This is a genomic window from Pseudomonas fluorescens (genome assembly GCF_001902145.1).
In the GTDB taxonomy this organism is placed as follows: Bacteria; Pseudomonadota; Gammaproteobacteria; order Pseudomonadales; family Pseudomonadaceae; genus Aquipseudomonas; species Aquipseudomonas fluorescens_BV.
Genome location: NZ_MRST01000020.1, coordinates 66640 through 86229, shown reverse-complemented (window position 1 = coordinate 86229; position 19590 = coordinate 66640). Strand labels below are relative to the sequence as shown.

Genomic DNA, 19590 nt, shown 5'->3' with positions numbered 1-19590 from the left:
TATGGAGCAGGTCATGTCCGACGACATCCACTTTTACGAACCCGCCAACGGCCACGGCCTGCCCCATGACCCGTTCAATGCGATCGTCGGCCCACGCCCGATTGGCTGGATCTCCTCGCACGATCGCGAAGGCCGCTTGAACCTGGCGCCCTACAGCTTTTTCAATGCGTTCAATTACATTCCACCGATCATTGGGTTTTCCAGTGTCGGCCGTAAAGACAGCCTGAACAATATCGAACAGACCGGCGAATTCGTCTGGAACCTGGCCACTCGCCCGCTGGCCGAGCAGATGAACCAGAGCTGCGCGGCCGTATCGCCCGAGGTGAATGAATTCGAGCTATCCGGCCTGACGCCGGTGGCTTCGAAAATCGTTGGCGTACCACGGGTGGGCGAGAGCCCGGTGTCGTTCGAGTGCAAGGTGACGCAGATCATCCAGCTGCAACGCGCTGACAAGGCGCTGGTGCCGAGCTGGCTGGTGCTGGGCGAAGTGGTTGCGGTGCACATCGCCAAATGGTTGCTCAAGGATGGCATCTACGACACCGCCGCTGCCGAGCCGATTTTGCGCGGGGGTGGCCCGGCGGATTATTTCCAGCTGGGGCCTGAGGCCCTGTTCAAAATGCACAGACCTCAATAGCCCCTGTAGGAGCGAGCTTGCTCGCGAAGATCGTTAACGATAACGCGGGCACCAGGCTGAGCGCGGTGCTCTTGAGTTTTTCGCGAGCAAGCTCGCTCCTACAGTACGGCGGGGGCCCAGCTCAGTTGGCCTTCTGCATCCACATCGACCAGGCGCTCAAGTTGCACCGTCGCCGCATCATCGGCATCCGAAGCCGTCTTGAACGTCTGCCCATCAAGGATCTTGTGAAACCTGGGTGCGCCCATGCCATCCAGTGCCTTGACGGCGACGGCGGCGCTGTAGCCACCCTCGCCCGGTACGACGGCGGAAACGGCTTCGTGGTGGGCAAATTGTTTACGTGCCATGTTGCAGGTCCTGGCCAATGGAAAGTCGGCCATTCTAACCGTTAACCGGCCAGTTGCAGGTACTCACCGTACGCCTGTGCGGCCGATGCATCGGTGAAGGTCTGGAAGTCCATGCTGCGTACGACCATGTCGTTCAACAGCTCGGTGAAGATCATCAGGGCCGCAGAGTTGAAGTAGGCGCTCATGGCCTGCTCGCTGCTCCAGAACCCGGACACCAGCCAGACATCGGGATCGACCTGGGAATGCTGCAACGAGAATTGCAGGCAACCCTGGGCCTGGCGGCCTGGTTCAATCAAACTGCTCAAGCGTGCACCGAGTTCGGTGCTGCACCCGCTACGGGCGCGGATAAAGGCCATATGGCTCGCGGGAATGGGGGTGGACATGTTCGACTCTCCCGTTGAGAAGTGATGCTCGGCAAGCACAATGAGGGCGTGTTGCCACAGGATCAAAGATAACGGCGCGGGGGTGGGCGCGGTTAGTCGATTCCTGCAGGCTTATTGCACAATCCTGCGAGAAACGTAGGGAGGACGTTCGGCCCCAGGACTTATTCCAGGCCCAGGCCTCATGTTTCAGGCTGATGACAGGCTGCGCACTTGCCTGATTCACGCTATCTCGCAGGATCAGGCAAGGATCCTGCAGAATCGACGTAACACTATTTGAAAAGCCACCGCTAAGCTGAGCCCATCAAAGCAGCGTGTAGAGGACGCCCCATGCCGTCGCCCGAATCCAAGTCCACTCCCCTCGATGCCGAGATGGAGAAACAACGCGCCGAGCTGGCCAGTATCGTGCATCGCCATACCTGGGAGGACGGCTCCTACGGCACGGCGATCACCTCGCTGTACCTGAACCGCCACAATGCACCACGGGATTTCATGCCGGTGCTGGTGGAACCCGCGCTGTGCATCCTCGCCAGTGGCAGCAAGGAAGTGCGCCTGGCCGACGAGATCTTTGCCTACGACCCGCTCAACTACCTGGTGTTCTCGGTGGCGATGCCGGTAGCCGGCCGCATCATCGACGCCACCGCCGAGGACCCGAACCTCTCAGTGCGTATCAATATCGACCCGGCGCAGCTCACAGCGCTGATCGCAGAGGCCGGGCCAATGGGCGTGCCCTCGCGCCCGACCTCACGAGGCATGTACGTCGACCGCATCGATCACGCACTACTCGACGCGGTGCTGCGCCTGACCCGCTTGCTGGACACCCCTAAAGACATCGCGATGCTCGCGCCCCTGATCAACCGTGAAATCCTCTACCGTTTGCTGCGTGGCCCGCAGGGTTATCGCCTGTATGAAATTGCTGTGGCTAACAGCCAGAGCCATCGAGTGAGCCAGGCGATCACCTGGTTGAACGGTAACTACGAACAGCCGCTGCGTATCGACGACCTGGCCAAGGAAGTGAACCTGAGCGTCTCGACCTTGCACCATCGGTTCAAAGCGATCACCGCCATGAGCCCGCTGCAATACCAGAAACAACTGCGCTTGCAGGAAGCCCGGCGGCTGATGATTGCCGAAGGGCTGGAAGCCTCGGCGGCGGGGTATCGGGTGGGGTATGAAAGCCCGTCGCAGTTCAGCCGGGAGTACAGCCGGTTGTTCGGTGCGCCGCCCCTGAGAGACCTGGCCAGACTGCGCCAAAGCATCTGATGTACGCAGAGCAAAATGTGGGAGCTGGCTTGCCTGCGATGGCGGTGTGTCAGTCACTGATGAGTCAACTGAGCCACCGCTATCGCAGGCAAGCCAGCTCCCACAGTTGATCGGCGGCGTCTACTAATCCAAGGTTCGGGGGAGCTGCAAGGTGACGCGCAGGCCGCCTTCGCGCAGGTTCTGCAAACTCACCTCCCCCCCATGGCTGTGGGCAATATTGCGCGCAATCCCCAACCCCAATCCGTAACCCTGCTGCTGGCCGGCCAGGCGGAAGTGCGGTTCAAACACCTGCTCCAGTCGCTGCTGCGGCACACCAGGCCCCTCGTCATCCACATGCAGGATGAACTGCACGCCATCGTCCTCGATATGCAAATGCGCGTTCTGCCCGTACTTGAGCGCGTTGTCGATCAGGTTGCCGATGCAACGCTTGAGCGCCAGCGGCTTGCCTGGGTAGGCTGACAGGGCCGCGCCATCGAGGGTCACTCGGCCATTGCCATGGGGCGCCAGGTACGGCTCCACCAGGCATTCGAGGACGTGGTTGAGGTCTACCGGCTGGATGTTTTCGTGGATGTCGGTGTCTTTCACGCATTGCAGCGCGCCCTTGACCAGCAATTCCAACTCATCCAGGTCACGGCCGAATTTGTTTTGCAGGTTCTCGTCTTCCAGCAATTCCACACGCAGGCGCAGGCGGGTGATGGGTGTGCGCAGGTCATGGGAAATCGCGCTGAACAACTGGCTGCGCTCGGTCAGGTAACGGCTGATGCGTTCACGCATGGCATTGAATGCACGGCCCACTTCCACCACTTCACTGCCGCCGCCTTCAGCCACCGGCTCCACATCGGCGCCCAGGGACATGTCCCGCGCCGCTCGTGCCAGGCGCTTGAGTGGCCGGCTTTGCCAGTGCACCAGCAGGCCGATGAACAGCAGCAGAAAACCGCTGGTGAGCACGATAAACCACACCTGCTGGGACGGCAGGCCTTGTTCTTCCAGGCTGGTGTAGGGCTCGGGCAACAGCGAGGCGATGTACAGCCATTCACCGGGCGCCAGTTGGATCTGGGTGACCAGCACCGGCGGGTTCACCGGTTCCAGGGTCAACGCGTAATGGGCCCAGGAGCGTGGCAGTTCGTCGAGCTTCAGGCCGGCATTGAAAATGCGCAGGTCTTCGGCGCTGACAAACTCCACCGAGATATGCACGTCGGCACCCAGGGTCTGGCGCAGCACTTCATCCACCGCCACCAGCACCGCTTGCTTGCGCGGGGTTTCGGGCAGTATTTGCATGTCCAGCGGGCGATCGTTGAGGGTCACCACAAAACGCGTGCCGCCCATGCTGCGCAATTGGTCCAGCACCAACGGGCGATAGGCCACCGGCAGCGAACGGAAATAACTCACGCTGGCGGTCATCGAATGCGCCAGGCTGCGGGCGCTGGTGACCAGGCCCTCAAGCTGGGTGGCGCGCAATTGCGACACCCAGATCACGCTGGACAGCGCTTGGGCGACCAGCACCGCGAGCAAGGTCAGCAGTAACATGCGCCCCAGCAGCGAGCGGGGTATCGGGAAGCGACGACGGCGTTCGTTCAGCGGCTCAGTGGGCATTGCCGGCAACCACGCTGGCTGCCAGTTGATAGCCGCTGCCACGCACGGTGCGGATCAGCCTCGGAGGTTTCTCGGTGTCGCGCAAGCGCTGGCGCAAGCGGCTGACGGCCATGTCGACGATACGGTCCAAGGGCATCAGGTCACGACCACGGGTGGCGTTGCCGATGGTGTCGCGGTCGAGGATCTGTTGCGGGTGGTCGAGAAACAACTTGAGCAAGGCGAAGTCGGCACCGGAGAGGATTACCTCTTCACCATCCACATGAAACAAGCGGTGGCTGATCATATCCAGGCGCCATTCATCGAACACCCACACATCGCCGCCGCTGCTGCGCTCCTGGCCGAATTGGCAGCGGCGCAGCAGTGCCTTGATGCGCGCCTGCAACTCGCGGGGGCTGAATGGCTTGCCGATATAGTCATCGGCGCCCAGCTCCAGGCCGATCACGCGGTCGGCTTCGTCGGAACTGGCGGTGAGCATGATTATCGGCACCTGCGCCTGGCGCGGGTGCTGGCGGATCCAGCGGCAGAGGCTGAAGCCGTCTTCGTCTGGCAACATGACATCGAGGATGACCAGGTCGCACGGCGCCTCGTTCATGGCCTGACGGAACCCCGCGCCGTCGGACACGCCACGCACCTGGAAGCCGGCGCGACTGAGGTAGGTTTGCAGCAATTCACGGATTTCCTGGTCGTCGTCGACGAGGAGAATGGATTTACTGATTACGCTCACGGGGGCCTCCTTGTTGTTATGGCCAAGCTTAAGTCATTTGTTGCTCTTGAGGCCGCTTTCGCGAGTAAGCCCGCTCCCACACTTGAATGTATTCACAAATCAAAATGTGGGAGCGGGCTTGCTCGCGAAGAGGCCATCAGCGCCTATGCAAAAACCTGCTCCAAAGCCACACCAGCCCCAGTCAACCCGGAATACGGCGCCGTCACCAGCCACACTGGAATACCCTTGAAGTAGTCGCTCATGCAGCCTTTATCCGCAAAGCTTCTGGCGAAACCACTGGCGATAAAGAAGTCGGCAAACCTCGGTATCACCCCACCCACGATGTACACGCCACCGCGCCCACCGGTGGTCAAGACGTTATTGCCCGCCACCCGGCCCAGCCAGATGCTGAACTGGTCCAATACTTCCATGGCCACCGGATCGCCGGCCAGGCCCGCCGCCGTGATGGCTTCGGGGGTGTCGAGCACCGGCTCATGCCCATCTACCGCACAAATCGCCCGGTACAACCGCGGCAAGCCGCCACCGCTCAACGCGGTTTCGGCGCTGACATGCCCGATCTCGCTGTAGATGTGTTGCCACAGCTGGGTTTCCCGTGGGCTGCTCAGGGGCAGGTCGACATGCCCACCCTCCCCCGGCAATGCTGCCCAACGGCCTGCGCCGAGGTCCAGCAAGGTGCCGACGCCAAGACCGGTGCCTGGGCCGATCACCACGGCCGGGCGCAAGGGCTCCGGCATGCCTTTGCAGACCACACGGAATTCGTCGGGCTTGAGCCGGGTCATGCCCAGGGCCATGGCCGAGAAGTCGTTGACCAGCAACAGTTCATCCACCTGCAGGGCCTGGCAAAACGCGGTTTTGCTCAGGCGCCAGTGGTTGTTGGTGAACTTGAATTCATCGCCACTTACCGGCCCGGCCACCGACAGGCACACCGCGCCGATGTCCCCGATTTGCAGGCCTTCTTCTTTGAGATAGACCTTGATCGCCTCTTCAGGGCTGCCGTGATCCGCCGTGGCATGCACGCGGATCGAATGCAGTTCCTGATCCCGCCATAACGCAAAACGGGCGTTAGTCCCCCCGATGTCACCGACCAGCGCAAGCTTCACTTAAGCGTCTCCAAGGCAGAGGTAAAGGCGCTGGCGCCCTGCTCTGCGGAGCTTGCGGCCAAGCGCATAAATGCAAACAGCTCGCGGCCGGCCCCCACGTTATTGCCCAACAGGCCCGTCGCAGGCGTGCGCGCTGCAAATACTTCGGCGTCCACCTTAAGCTCCAGGGTGCCGGTAACGCCATCCACACGGATGATATCGCCATCCTGGACCCGCGCCAGCGGCCCGCCGCTCTGGGCTTCGGGGTTGACGTGAATCGCGGCAGGGATCTTACCCGACGCGCCGGACATTCGCCCGTCTGTCACCAGCGCCACTTTGAAACCACGGTCCTGCAACACGCCCAGGAACGGGGTCATCTTGTGCAGTTCCGGCATGCCGTTGGAGCGCGGCCCCTGGAAGCGCATCACCGCGACGAAGTCTTTTTCCAACAGGCCGGCCTTGAAGGCATCGGCCAGGTCCTGCTGGTCCTGGAACACCACCGCCGGCGCTTCGACAACCTGATGCTCCGGGGCTACCGCCGAAACCTTCATCACGCCACGGCCGAGGTTGCCTTGCATCACGCGCAAGCCGCCTTCCGGCGAGAACGCACGGGCCACGGGGCGCAGGATGGTCTCGTCGAGGCTTTCGATCGGGCCGTCGCGCCAGACCAGTTCGCCATCCACCAGGAAAGGTTCCTGGATATAGCGGCTCAGGCCCTTGCCGGCCACGGTGTTGACGTCTTCGTGGAGCAGGCCGGCTTCCAGCAGTTCGCGGATCAGGAACGACATGCCGCCCGCCGCCTGGAAGTGGTTGATGTCAGCCTTGCCATTTGGATACACGTGGGACAGGGTTGGTACCACCTCGGAGAGGTCGGCCATGTCCTGCCAGGTCAGGATGATGCCTGCCGACATGGCAATGGCCGGCATGTGCAGGGTGTGGTTGGTGGAGCCGCCGGTGGCGTTGAGCGCAACGATGGAGTTGACGATGGACTTCTCGTCGACAATCTCGCCAATCGGCGTGAAGTTGCCGTTGGCCTTGGTCAAGCGCGTGACCTGATGCGCGGCTTCGCGGGTCAACGCATCCCGCAGCGGCGTGTACGGGTTGACGAACGAAGCGCCCGGCAAGTGCAGACCCATGACTTCCATCAACAACTGATTGGTGTTGGCGGTGCCGTAGAAGGTGCAGGTGCCGGGGCTGTGGTAGGACTTCATCTCCGATTCCAGCAGCTCTTCGCGACTGGCCTTGCCTTCGGCATAGCGCTGGCGCACATCGGCCTTCTGCTTGTTGGAGATGCCCGACGGCATCGGCCCACCGGGCACGAAGATCATCGGCAAGTGGCCGTAGCGCAGCGCGCCCATCATCAGGCCAGGAACGATCTTGTCGCAGATGCCCAGCATCAGTGCGGCGTCGAACATGTTGTGGGACAGCGCTACCGCCGTGGACATGGCAATGACTTCACGGCTGAGCAGGCTCAGCTCCATGCCCGGCTCGCCCTGGGTCACGCCGTCGCACATGGCGGGGGTGCCGCCGGCGAACTGGCCGACCGAGCCGACTTCGCGCAGGGCTTTCTTGATCTGTTCGGGGAAATGCTCGTAGGGCTGATGCGCCGAGAGCATGTCGTTATAAGAAGAAACAATTGCCACGTTGGCGGCATTCATCATGCGCAGGCTATTTTTGTCTTCGGTGCCGCAACCGGCCACGCCGTGGGCGAAGTTGGCGCATTGCAGCTTGCCGCGCATCGGACCGTCGCTGGCTGCGCCGCGAATGAGCGCAAGGTAAGCCTCGCGGGTGGCGCGGCTGCGGGCGATGAGCCGTTCGGTGACCTCAAGAACGCGGGGATGCATGTATAGAACTCCAGGCTAACGGATGTGGCGACCCTCGTTCCTATGCTGATCAAACGCCCACGGCTCATGGGATGGCAGGGGGTCGTTTGGATCATCGGACCAGTTGATTCAGGTCACTCGTTGTAGATTGAACAAAATATTGCCACTAAAAAGGCTTGTTTTCTATTTTTATGCGAATAATCTTGTAATTCTTACAACAAATCGACGACAGGCACTTTCCAATGACTCTTCGAATCGCAATCAATGGTTTTGGCCGTATCGGCCGTAATGTCCTGCGCGCACTGTATACCCAAGGCTATCGCCAGGATCTGCAGATCGTCGCCATCAACGATTTGGGCGACAGCTCGATCAATGCCCACCTGCTCAAGTACGACACCGTACACGGCACTTTCGACGCAGAGGTTGCCCACGATCAGGAAAGCCTGACCGTCAACGGTGACCGGATTGCCGTGAGTGCCATTCGCAACCCCGCCGACCTGCCGTGGGCTGCGCACAAGATCGACGTGGTATTCGAATGCACCGGCCTGTTCACCGACCGTGACAAGGCTGCCGCCCATATTAGCGCCGGCGCGCGCAAAGTAATCATCTCGGCCCCGGCCAAGGGCGCGGATGCCACTGTGGTGTATGGCGTAAACCATGACATTTTGCGTCAGTCCCACCAGATCATCTCCAACGCATCGTGCACCACCAACTGCCTGGCGCCGGTCGCCCAGGTACTGCACCGTGAGCTGGGCATCGAAAGCGGCCTGATGACCACCATTCACGCCTACACCAACGACCAGAACCTGACCGACGTGTACCACACCGACCCGTACCGCGCGCGTTCGGCCACTCAGAACATGATCCCGAGCAAGACCGGCGCCGCTGAAGCGGTGGGCCTGGTGCTGCCGGAACTGGCAGGCAAGCTCACCGGCATGGCAGTGCGTGTACCGGTGATCAACGTGTCGCTGGTGGACCTCACCGTGCAGTTGAAGAAAGAAGCCACGGCCGATGAAGTCAACGCCCTGCTCAAACACGCCAGCCAGCATTCGAAGATCCTCGGCTACAACACTCTGCCGCTGGTTTCCAGCGACTTCAACCATAACCCGCTGTCGTCGATCTTCGACGCCAATCACACCAAGGTCAGCGGCAAATTGCTCAAAGTGCTGGCGTGGTATGACAACGAGTGGGGCTTCTCCAACCGTATGCTGGATAACTGCCTGGCGTTGTGCAACGCCGAGTAATCCCTGGGCTGGACTGTGTGAGCTGGCTTGTGTGGGAGCTGGCTTGCCTGCGATAGCATCACCTTGGTTTAACTGAAAGACCGAGTCGCCTGCATCGCGGGCAAGCCCCAATGCCAGTCAGTTAAGCGGTCATCGCCTACTGTAGGAGCGAGCTTGCTCGCGAAAAACGCCAACGATAACGCGTGCTTGCTGAATGAACGCGGCGCCTGTGATTTTTTCGCGAGCAAGCTCGCTCCTACAAAAAGCCCTTAACTGACTGGCATTGGGGCTTGCCCGGCTCCCACACAAGCCTGGCTCCCACATGATCTCCAAGGCATCTCAAAGTGCCACTTGCCATTTCAGTTGATGATAAGCATTATCATTAACTGCAAATCGGTCTGGTATCACTGTGAGCCAATCTCGCTTCAACCACGTCTTTCTCACCCAACGGGTGATCCTGCTACGTACTCTGCAACGCATGGTGCATAACCACAGCACTGCCGAGGACCTGTTGCAGGAAACCTACCTGCGCGTGACTCGGGCCCTGAGCGAGCGGCCAATCGACCACCTTGAACCCTTTGTCTACCAGACAGCGCGCAACCTGGCGCTGGATCACTTGCGTTCGCGCAGAATTCAGGCGCGTACGCTGCAAGAGGATGTCCCGCTGGACGTCCTGCAAAGCGTTGCCGCGCCGGCCAGCACGCCGGAGGAAGCCACCCAGGCCGAGCAGTTGCTGGAGCATCTGAGTGTCAGCCTCGGCCAGTTGAGCGCCCGCCAGCAGCGGATTTTCATCCTCAGCCGCCTGCACGGTTGCAGCTATCAGGAGATTGCCGATCAGTTGGGTGTGTCCTTGAGCACGGTGCAAAAGGAACTCAAATTGATCATGGCTATCTGTGTGGGTGTGGCCGAACGGTTGGATCAGCCTTAAGCTTCATCCGACAGAGCTATCGATCCAGGCTGTACGAAAAAATGAATAGAACGTGGCGAAGACCCGAGGAACACCGTGACGGACCCGAATAAACTGCGCCCCCATGCGTTGGCTCATGAGGTGTTGCAAGACGCGGCCATGGACCAAGCCCTCGATTGGCTGATCGCCTTGCAGTGCCCGCAACCTGGGCAGCAAGCCGCGTTCGACGCCTGGCTGGCCCAGGACCCGGCCCATGTCCACGCCTTCAGCAAGGCCCAGGCCGCCTGGGGTGACGCGCCGGTACACAGCGCCGCCGTGGCCCTCGCCGCACCGCGCAAGCCCAGCGGTTGGCGCCGAATCAAACCGCACTGGAAACCCCTGGCCACCGCCGCCGTGCTGGTGATCGGCCTGTTCAGTTTCAGCAACCTGCCGGTGCGTTTGCAGGCCGACCATCTGACGGTGGTCGGCGAGCGCCAGCGCCTGCAACTGGACGATGGCTCCAAGGTGCTGCTGAACACCAACTCGGCATTTTCCAGCACCATCAAGGACCACCAGCGCATTGCCCGCCTGTACCAGGGCGAAGCGTTCTTTGAAATAGCGCCCACCCGTGGCCTGCCCCTGGAAATCGACGCCGGCCCGGTGCGCGCCAGCGTGCGTGACACCGCCTTTGCCGTGCGCTACCTCAATGGCGAAGCCCAGGTTCAAGTGCAGCGCGGCGATGTCGACCTGAGCAACACTTTCGACGATGCCCGTGTGCGCCTGAGCGCCGGTGAAAGCATCCGCATCGGCCCCAAGGGTTTCGGCCAACCGGCCAAGCTCGACCCCAGCAAGGACCTGGCCTGGGTCCAGGGCCGGCTGGTATTCGAAAACTGCCCGCTGAGCGAAGTGCTGGCTGAGTTGCGCCGCTATTACCCCGGCTGGATCGTCAACAACAACGAGCAGTTGGCCAGCGTCGCCGTCACCGGCAACTACCGCCTCGATCAGCCCCTGGACGTGGTGCGCTCCCTGGCTCACATCACCTCGGCCAAGCTGTCGGAGTACCCGGCGCTGGTGATCCTGAACTAAATGAGAATTATTTTTACTCGATGTTAACCGGCGATACGTCTCGTTATAGCCAATGCAACTGATTCCTATTTGGTTCGGTTCGCAACTATAAGATTCGTATCCCGGAGCGCTCTCGATGTCCTCTCGTTTCAACCGCCGGTCTGCTTCGCCCGTTTTGTCCTTGCTGACCGCCGCGATCCTGCTGGCTGGTGCGCCCGTCATGAGCGCCACCGCCGCGGAACCTGCCGCTCGCAGCCACGCCAATTACACGTTCAGCATCGAACAGCAGCCACTGGTGTCGGCACTCAACGCTTTCACCGCAGTGACCGGCTGGCAAGTCGGCCTGCCGGCCGAACTGGGCCAGGGCGTATCGTCCCCTGGCGTGCGCGGCCCGCTGCCAGCGGAAAAAGCCCTGGAGCGGCTGTTGGTGGGGACCAACCTGAGCTATCGCAAATTGGGCACCAACAACATCGTGCTGGAAAAACGTAGCGCCGGCAGCGCCCTCGCCCTGCAACAGGTGACCATCAGCGCCACCCGCAATGAACAGGATGTGGACAGCGTACCGAGCACCGTCAGCGTGCACGACCGCGCAGAACTGGACCGCCAGAACGTCAACAACATCCGTGAACTGGTGCGCTATGAACCCGGCGTCTCCGTCGGCGGCGCCGGTACACGCTCGGGTAACGCGGGCTACAACATTCGTGGCATCGACGGCGACCGCGTCCTCACCCAGGTGGATGGCGTCGAAGTGCCGGACAATTTCTTCAACGGCCCTTACGCCAAGACCCGCCGCAACTACGTCGACCCGGAAATCGTCAAGCGCGTGGAGATCCTGCGCGGCCCGGCCTCGGCCCTTTACGGCAGCAGTGCCATCGGCGGCGCGGTGAGTTATTTCACCCTCGACCCGGATGACATCATCAAGCCAGGCCAGGACGTCGGCGCCCGCCTGAAGACCGGCTACAGCTCCGCCGACGAGAGCTGGCTGACCTCCGGCACCTTCGCCGGGCGTGTGCAGGACTTCGACGGCTTGCTGCACCTGAGCCAGCGCAATGGCCACGAAACCGAATCCTACGATGGCAACAACGCCACCGGCCTGGCCCGTACCGGCGCCAACCCGGAAGATGCGCGCACCACCAACGTGCTGGCCAAGCTGGGCTGGAACTATGGCGATGACAACCGCCTGGGCCTGACCTATGAGAAATTCAAGGACGACCGCGACGTCAATCTGAAAAACGCAGTGGGCGGTCCGTTCATCGGTGGCCGAGGCATGAACCTGTACCGCGACCGTCGCGGTAACGACACCATTACCCGCGAGCGCTTCGGCCTGGAAAACACCTTCGCTCTGGAGTCGCCGATTGCCGACCGCATCAAGACCAGCCTCAACTACCAGATCGCCAAGACCGACCAGACCACCGCCGAGATCTACCAGGCGGGCCGTCGCGTGCTGCGCACCCGCGACACGCTTTACGAAGAAAAACAGTGGGTCTTCGACGCTCAGTTGGACAAGGCTTTCAGCCTGGGTGAAACCGAGCACCAGGTGACCTACGGCACCACCCTCAAGCAGCAGAAAGTCACCGGTTCACGCGAAGGCTCGGCCTCGTGCCTGGCCATTGGCGCCGGCTGCACCGCCATCGGCGGGCCCAGCCCGTCAGCCGGCGACAGCGTGAAGAAGGCCAGCGACTTCCCCGACCCGACCATCAACACCTACTCGCTGTTTGCCCAGGACCAGATCACCTGGGACAAATGGACCTTCCTGCCCGCCGTGCGTTATGACTACACCCGGCTCAAGCCCAAGCTGACCCAGGAATTCCTCAACACCGTCAACCCGACCGGCGCCTATACCGTCGATGGCAAAGACAAGACCTGGAACCGCGTCACGCCCAAGTTCGGCCTCACCTATGCCCTGACCGACAACTACACCTGGTTCGGTCAATACGCCGAGGGCTTCCGCACGCCGTCCGCCAAGGCCCTGTACGGTCGCTTCGAAAACCTCAACCTGGGCTACACCGTCGAACCCAACCCCGACCTCAAGCCAGAAACCAGCAAAGGCATCGAAACCGGGATTCGCGGCAAATTCGACGAGGGCTCCTTCGATATTGCGGTGTACTACAACAAGTACCGTGACTTTATCGACGAAGACAACGCCGTGGTCGGCGGCACCGTGGAGCAATTCAAGGCGGTCAACATCAAGCGCGCCACCATCAAGGGCGTGGAAGCCAAGGGCCGCCTGAACCTGGATACCTTCGGCGCGCCGAAGGGCCTGTATACCCAGGGCTCGGTTGCCTACACCTACGGTCGCAACGACGACAATGGCGAGCCGTTGAACAGCGTCAACCCGCTCAAGGGCGTATTTGGCCTGGGTTACGACCAGGACAACTACGGCGGCTTGGTGAGCTGGACCTTGGTGAAAAAACAGGACCGCGTCGACAGCACGACCTTCCACGCGCCCGACGGCGGCACCGACGGCCCGTTCAAAACCCCGGGCTTCGGCATCCTCGACCTGACCGCTTACTACAAGGTGAGCGAAGACGTGACCGTCAACGGTGGCCTCTACAACCTCACCGACAAGAAGTACTGGAACTGGGATGACGTGCGCAGCTACGACAGCGTCGGCGAAGCCGGCGTTACCGGCCCGGCCAACCTCGACCGCCTGACCCAGCCCGGTCGCAACTTTGCGATCAACGTGATCTGGGACATCTGACCCATCCGCCTCACCTCGCCGCCATTGCATCCACGGCGAGGTGAGGATTTTTTACTGTGCTGCGTCTTCTTGTTCGTCTAGTTGATAACAGCTCTCTTCAGGGCGCCCAGGCGCTTCTCTTCTCAAGGACTTTTTTCATGATCGCTTCTTCCACCGCAGAACGCCCAAGCCTGCGCTCTCAACGCCTGAACCAGATCACCAACGAGCCGCACACCAAGCTCGACGCATTGGTGAAGGCTCACGCGCCGTTCGAAACCCAAGCCAATTTCGCCCGCTTCGTAGTGGCCCAGTACCTGTTCCAATCGGAACTGGTGGCCCTGTACAACGATGCCGAGCTGAACCAGATCATCCCTGACCTGGCCGCCCGCTGCCGCGCCGAAGCCGCCAAGCTCGACCTGGCAGACCTGGACACCGAAATCCCGGCCCCGGTTGCCGGCGCAGTGAACAACCCCAGCCAAGCCGAAGCTTTGGGCTGGCTGTTCGTCTCCGAAGGCTCCAAGCTGGGCGCTGCGTTCCTGATCAAGCGCGCCGTGGGCCTGGGCCTGAGTGAAACCTTCGGTGCGCGCCACCTGGGCGAGCCGGCCGGTGGTCGCGCCGAGGGCTGGAAGCACTTCACCCGCACCCTCGACGGCCTGGAGTTCAGTGCCGAGGAAGAAGCTGCCGTGGAAAAAGGCGCGATTGATGCGTTCGTGCGCTTCACCGTGCTGCTGGAACAGGCGTACGCTAGCGCCCCAGAACTGGCGTAACCCTGGATTGAAATGCAATCAAATGTGGGAGCGGGCTTGCTCGCGAATGCAGTAGGTCAGCCAACAGATCAGGCGACTGATACACCGCATTCGCGAGCAAGCCCGCTCCCACATTTAGCCCTCATTTCAAATTGATTTTCTGCGATCTCCCTACCCATGACCGGCAAACCCCAATCCTCCTCCAAAATCGCCCAAGTCCTCTTTGGCCTGCTGGCCTACGTCAGCCTGGGCATCGGCTTGGTGGCGATTGTCATACCGGGGTTGCCCACCACCGAATTCGTCCTGCTCGCCGCCTGGGCCGCCACCAAAAGCTCGCCGCGTCTCAGCGCCTGGTTGGAAAACCATCGCCTGTTCGGGCCGATCCTGTCCAACTGGCGCAACGGCAAGATCATCGCCCGCCGCGCCAAGGTCAGCGCCACACTGAGCATGTTGCTATGCGCCGTGCTGATGCTGGTGATGCTCGATCACGGCTGGCCGGTGTACCTGGCGATTGCCGGGATGAGCCTGGGCAACCTGTGGATCTGGTCCCGCCCCGAACAGCTCGTACGGCCCGCCTGAGGCTGCGTGTAGGCGCTTTCCTACCGCTCATCGCCTGTTCCTCATGAATTGATTTGTGACGCCGATGTTTCAGGCATGACGCCGAATGGACTTGGCGCGTTTGCGTGCATTCCAACAAGTCCATTCGTGAGTGAACCTATGTTCGACACCCTCTCCATTCGCTTGAAAATCGTGTTGCTGTCCGGCCTGTGTCTGCTGGGTGTGATTGCACTGGTGGTCGGCATCACTATCTACAACACCAACCAGAACGATCGGTTGGTCAGTGATTCAAGCTCACGAATGCTCACCGCCAGCGTGGAGCAGTTGCTGCAATCCAAAGCGGCCGAACAGGCCGGCCACTTGCAGCAGACCTTCGGCGAAAACCTGCTGGTGGTCACAGCCCTTGCCGACCAGATCAAAGACCTGCGCCAGTTGGGCACCCAGCGTTCCCTTGAAGCCTTGGCCCTGCGTGAAGAAATCAACCGCAGCGTCAAAACCGCGTTCGAGCGCAACACCAAAGTGCTGGGCATCTGGTTGTCGTTCGAACCCAACGGGCTGGATGGCAAGGACAGTGAATTCATCGACGACAAGGCGCGCGTCTCCAATGAAAAAGGCCGGTTTTCCAGCTACTGGAGCCGGGCTGGCGGCGAAGGTCAGAACACCATCATGGTCGAAGATGACCTGACCAAGACCACCCTCAACCTCAGCGGCACGCCCTACAACATCTGGTACACCTGCCCACGGGACACACGCAGCACTTGCCTGCTGGACCCGTACGAAGACACGGTGGCCGGCAAACCGGTACTGATGACCACTATTTCCTTGCCGCTGATCGTCGAAGGCAAAGTCATCGGTGTCGTCGGCGTGGACATCGCCCTCACCGCCCTGCAAGCGACCACCGATGCTGCGCAAAAAGACCTGTTCAACGGCGCCGCCCACCTGGAGATTGTGTCCAGCACCGGCCTGATCGCCGCCTACAGCGGTGAACCGGCCAAAGTCGGCAAGAACCTGATCGACAGCATCGGCGCCGAAGGCAAGGAGATTGTGCAACTGCTCGCCAATGACCGGCCTGTTATCCGTGAACAGGACGACACCATTCGTGCCGTGTACCCCCTCAAGCCGATTGCCGGTGCCAGATCCTGGGGTGTGTTGATCAAGCTGCCCAAAGCGGTGATGCTGGCCGACAACGAAAAACTGCAAGCCGTACTCGACGAGGCCCAGGCAACGGGCACGCTCAAAGCCCTGTTGGTGGCCGCCGCCGCTGGCCTGCTGGGCTTGCTGTTGATCTGGCTGACCGCTACTGGCGTGACCCGCCCTATCAATAGTGTGGCCGCCATGCTCAAGGACATCGCCAGCGGTGACGGCGACCTCACCCAGCGCCTGGCCTACACCAAGAAAGACGAACTGGGCGAGCTGGTGAACTGGTTCAACCGCTTCCTCGACAAGCTGCAGCCGACCATTGCGCAGATCAAGCAAAGCATCACCGAAGCTCGTGGGACGGCCGATCAGTCGTCCGCCATTGCGCGCCAGACCAGCGAAGGCATGCAGGTGCAGTTCCGTGAAATCGACCAGGTCGCCACCGCGTCGAACGAAATGAGCGCCACCGCCCACGATGTGGCCAACAGCGCCTCCAATGCCGCCAGCGCGGCACGCGGCGCCGACCAGTCGGCTCGCGAAGGCCTGTCGATCATCGAGCAGAGCACCCGCGATATCACCACCCTGGCCGACGAAGTCAGCAAAGCCGTGGGCGAAGTCGAAGCCCTGGCGGTCAACAGCGAGCAAATCGGTTCAGTGTTGGAGGTGATCCGCAGCATTGCCGAACAGACCAACCTGCTGGCGTTGAATGCGGCGATTGAAGCGGCACGCGCCGGGGAAAGCGGACGTGGTTTTGCGGTGGTGGCCGACGAAGTGCGCAACCTGGCCAAACGCACCCAGGACTCGGTCGAGGAAATCCGCCTGGTGATCGAGCGTATCCAGAGCGGCACCCGTGGCGTAGTGGCGACCATGCACTCCAGCCAGCACCAGGCGCAGAGCAATGCCGGGCAGATCCATCAAGCCGTGCAAGCCCTGGGCAAGATCAGCGAAGCGGTCACCGTGATCAGCGACATGAACCTGCAAATCGCCAGCGCGGCCGAACAGCAGAGCGCGGTGGCCGAAGAGGTCAACCGCAACGTCTCGGCGATTCGCACCGTGACCGAAACCCTCACCGGCCAGGCCACCGAGTCGGCAGCGATCAGCAGCCAGCTCAATGCACTGGCCAGCCAGCAGATGAAGTTGATGGATCAGTTCAGGGTCTGACTCGGTTCTGAAACATTGACTCCTGTAGGAGCGAGCTTGCTCGCGAAAAACGTCAACGATAACGCGTGATTCCTGAATAAACGCGGCGCCTTCGAGTTCTTCGCGAGCAAGCTCGCTCCTACAGAGATAGATCAGAATGGTGGGGAATTACAGGCCGGGCCAGGCCTGGACGAACGGCGTCAGGTCTTCCTTCGGCGCCGTACGCGGCGGGTTCTGCGGTGTGCCCAGGTAGAGAAAGCCAATCACTTCTTCATTCGCCGCCAGCCCCAGGCCTTTGGCCACATGAGCCGAGTAGGACAATTCGCCGGTACGCCACACCGCGCCAATACCCTGGGCATACGCCGCCAGCAGAATGCCGTGGGCCGCACAGGCGGCGGCCAGCAATTGCTCGGACTTGGGCACTTTGAAATGCTCTTGCACACGTGCAATCACCACCACCACCAGCGGCGCACGCAGCGGGCCGTTCTGGGCCTTGTCGATAGCGGCTTGCGGTGCGTCGGCATCCTGTAGACGGGCGGCTTCGGCCAACAGCGTGCCCATCTGTTCACGGGCTGCGCCTTCCACGGTGAGAAAACGCCACGGGCGCAGTTGACCGTGGTCGGGCGCGCGCATGGCGGCGGCGAACAGCAGGTCGCGCTGCTCCTGGGTCGGTGCCGGGTCGAGCAAACGGGGCACGGAAACACGGTTGAGCAAAGCGTCGAGAGCCTGCATTGGCCACCTCCATAAAAAAATGTGCAGCCATTCTAGCGGGAAAGAATCGGGATGCCACCAAACGATAATTGCTCTTATTCAATCCGCCCTGCCCTGTTAGACTTTGCGCCTTAATTTTTTGCCCTCGTCCAGGAATCTCGATGTTCCGTGCGCTTTTGTACCTGCCTGCAGCGTTGATGGCTTTAAGCCTGACTGCTTGCGATGACGCCCCTCGCTTCACGAAAGCAGAGCCGGGTGAATCGCGGGCCGGTGGCGCGGCGACGGTAAACAAGCGCGACCAGAACGCCTTTTCCCTGCCCTCGGCCAACCTGGCGCCGACGCGGCGCCTGGACTTCAGCGTCGGCAACAGTTTCTTTCGCAACCCGTGGGTGATTGCGCCGTCCACCACCACGGCGCGCGATGGCCTGGGCCCACTGTTCAATACCAACGCCTGCCAGAACTGCCATATCAAGGATGGTCGTGGCCATCCGCCGCTGCCCGACGCGCCCAATGCCGTGTCGATGCTGGTGCGCCTGTCCATTCATCCCTCTATTACAGAGCAGCCAGCCTACGCCAGGCTCATCGAACAGATCGGCGTGGTACCCGAGCCGGTCTACGGCGGGCAACTCCAGGACATGGCCGTGCCCGGCGTTGCGCCTGAGGGCAAGGTGCGGGTCGACTACACACCGGTCAACGTCAGGTTCAAGGACGGTACGCTCGTTGAATTACGCAAGCCCGACCTGCAGATCAGCCAACTCGGCTACGGCCCGATGCACCCCGATACACGCTTCTCGGCGCGTATCGCCCCGCCGATGATCGGCCTGGGCCTGCTCGAAGCGATCAGCGATGCCGATATCCTGCGCAACACCGACCCCAATACCGCCGACAAAGAGGCCATCGTGGGCCGCGCCAATTGGGTCTGGGATGACGCTCAGGCCAAAACCGTCCTCGGGCGTTTTGGCTGGAAAGCCGGGCAGCCCAACCTCAATCAACAAAACGTTCACGCGTTTTCGGGTGATATGGGCCTCACCACCTCCTTGAGACCCTTCGATGACTGCACCGACGCCCAAGTGGCCTGCAAACAGGCGCCCAACGGCAATGGCCCGCAGGGTGAGCCGGAAGTCAGCGATAACATCCTGCGCCTGGTGCTGTTCTACACCCGCAATCTCGCGGTGCCCGCACGCAGGGACATTGATACGTCGCAAGTGCTGGCCGGCAAGAACCTGTTCTACCAGGCCGGTTGCCAGGGCTGTCACAAGCCCAGCTTCACCACCGCCGCCAATGCCGCCGAACCTGAACTGGCCAACCAGTTGATTCGCCCCTACAGCGACCTGCTGCTGCACGATATGGGCGAAGGCCTGGCCGACAACCGTAGCGAATTCAAAGCCACTGGCCGCGACTGGCGCACCCCGCCGCTGTGGGGCATTGGCCTGACGCAAACCGTGAGTGGCCACACCCAGTTCCTGCATGACGGCCGCGCACGCAACCTGCTTGAAGCCGTGCTGTGGCATGGCGGTGAAGCCCAAGCGGCGCAGCAACATGTTTTGTCGTTTAATGCCGAGCAGCGTGCTGCGTTGCTGGCGTTCCTGAATTCTTTATAAGCTCTG

The 19590-nt window shown here is 61.4% G+C and carries 17 protein-coding genes; 10 read left to right on the top strand and 7 right to left on the bottom strand.

Annotated features, from left to right (window positions below; genetic code table 11):
• Positions 1-13: 13 nt before the first annotated feature.
• Positions 14-634: a flavin reductase family protein gene (locus BUE92_RS07690; protein ID WP_073522892.1), complete on the top strand. Its 621-nt coding sequence runs from the start codon at positions 14-16 to the stop codon at positions 632-634.
• 98 nt (positions 635-732) lie between these two features.
• On the opposite strand, the gene BUE92_RS07685 is transcribed toward BUE92_RS07690, so the two are convergent.
• Both BUE92_RS07685 and BUE92_RS07680 read right to left on the bottom strand, forming a co-directional pair.
• The gene (locus BUE92_RS07685) at positions 733-978 is read right to left on the bottom strand and encodes a hypothetical protein (RefSeq protein ID WP_073522890.1); all 246 of its coding nucleotides are present in this window, start codon (positions 976-978) and stop codon (positions 733-735) included.
• A gap of 41 nt (positions 979-1019) precedes the next feature.
• On the bottom strand, positions 1020-1361 hold the full coding sequence (locus tag BUE92_RS07680) for an antibiotic biosynthesis monooxygenase family protein (protein ID WP_073522888.1): 342 nt from the start codon (positions 1359-1361) through the stop codon (positions 1020-1022).
• 327 nt (positions 1362-1688) lie between these two features.
• On the opposite strand from BUE92_RS07680, the gene BUE92_RS07675 reads away from it, so the two are divergent.
• On the top strand, positions 1689-2618 hold the full coding sequence (locus BUE92_RS07675) for an AraC family transcriptional regulator (protein ID WP_073522886.1): 930 nt from the start codon (positions 1689-1691) through the stop codon (positions 2616-2618).
• Between the two features lie 123 nt (positions 2619-2741).
• On the opposite strand, the gene BUE92_RS07670 is transcribed toward BUE92_RS07675, so the two are convergent.
• From BUE92_RS07670 to edd, 4 genes are all read right to left on the bottom strand, one after another.
• On the bottom strand, positions 2742-4211 hold the full coding sequence (locus BUE92_RS07670; RefSeq protein WP_073522884.1) for an ATP-binding protein: 1470 nt from the start codon (positions 4209-4211) through the stop codon (positions 2742-2744).
• A complete protein-coding gene (locus BUE92_RS07665) occupies positions 4201-4935 on the bottom strand; it encodes a response regulator (RefSeq protein WP_003193918.1) in 735 nt (244 codons plus the stop codon). Before BUE92_RS07665 ends, BUE92_RS07670 begins: the two co-directional genes overlap by 11 nt.
• A 143-nt stretch (positions 4936-5078) precedes the next feature.
• A complete protein-coding gene (locus BUE92_RS07660) occupies positions 5079-6035 on the bottom strand; it encodes a glucokinase (RefSeq protein ID WP_073522882.1) in 957 nt (318 codons plus the stop codon).
• Positions 6032-7858 (bottom strand): phosphogluconate dehydratase, encoded by a 1827-nt coding sequence (edd, locus tag BUE92_RS07655; RefSeq protein WP_073522880.1) that lies wholly within the window; start codon positions 7856-7858, stop codon positions 6032-6034. The genes BUE92_RS07660 and edd overlap by 4 nt, the downstream gene beginning before the upstream one ends.
• Before the next feature lie 221 nt (positions 7859-8079).
• Between edd and gap the strand changes: the two genes are divergently transcribed.
• From gap to BUE92_RS29370, 7 genes are all read left to right on the top strand, one after another.
• Positions 8080-9081 (top strand): type I glyceraldehyde-3-phosphate dehydrogenase, encoded by a 1002-nt coding sequence (gene gap / locus BUE92_RS07650; RefSeq protein ID WP_003193921.1) that lies wholly within the window; start codon positions 8080-8082, stop codon positions 9079-9081.
• A gap of 388 nt (positions 9082-9469) precedes the next feature.
• Positions 9470-9988, top strand: coding sequence for an RNA polymerase sigma factor (locus tag BUE92_RS07645; RefSeq protein WP_003193922.1), 519 nt, complete (start codon positions 9470-9472; stop codon positions 9986-9988).
• Between the two features lie 75 nt (positions 9989-10063).
• On the top strand, positions 10064-11032 hold the full coding sequence (locus BUE92_RS07640) for a FecR family protein (protein WP_073522878.1): 969 nt from the start codon (positions 10064-10066) through the stop codon (positions 11030-11032).
• A 115-nt stretch (positions 11033-11147) separates the two neighbouring features.
• A complete protein-coding gene (locus BUE92_RS07635; RefSeq protein ID WP_073522876.1) occupies positions 11148-13712 on the top strand; it encodes a TonB-dependent receptor in 2565 nt (854 codons plus the stop codon).
• Positions 13713-13849: 137 nt separating this feature from the next.
• Positions 13850-14458 carry a biliverdin-producing heme oxygenase gene (locus tag BUE92_RS07630; RefSeq protein ID WP_073522874.1) on the top strand — a complete coding sequence of 203 codons (609 nt, stop codon included), beginning with the start codon at positions 13850-13852 and terminating at the stop codon, positions 14456-14458.
• A 156-nt stretch (positions 14459-14614) separates the two neighbouring features.
• On the top strand, positions 14615-15016 hold the full coding sequence (locus tag BUE92_RS07625) for a YbaN family protein (RefSeq protein ID WP_073522873.1): 402 nt from the start codon (positions 14615-14617) through the stop codon (positions 15014-15016).
• Between the two features lie 138 nt (positions 15017-15154).
• Positions 15155-17293 carry a methyl-accepting chemotaxis protein gene (locus BUE92_RS29370; protein ID WP_073522872.1) on the top strand — a complete coding sequence of 713 codons (2139 nt, stop codon included), beginning with the start codon at positions 15155-15157 and terminating at the stop codon, positions 17291-17293.
• Between the two features lie 147 nt (positions 17294-17440).
• Here BUE92_RS29370 and BUE92_RS07615 read toward each other — a convergent pair whose 3' ends face one another.
• Positions 17441-18004, bottom strand: coding sequence for an NAD(P)H nitroreductase (locus tag BUE92_RS07615; RefSeq protein ID WP_073522871.1), 564 nt, complete (start codon positions 18002-18004; stop codon positions 17441-17443).
• A 140-nt stretch (positions 18005-18144) separates the two neighbouring features.
• On the opposite strand from BUE92_RS07615, the gene BUE92_RS07610 reads away from it, so the two are divergent.
• Positions 18145-19584 carry a di-heme oxidoreductase family protein gene (locus tag BUE92_RS07610; protein ID WP_073522870.1) on the top strand — a complete coding sequence of 480 codons (1440 nt, stop codon included), beginning with the start codon at positions 18145-18147 and terminating at the stop codon, positions 19582-19584.
• The last annotated feature ends 6 nt before the right edge of the window (positions 19585-19590 follow it).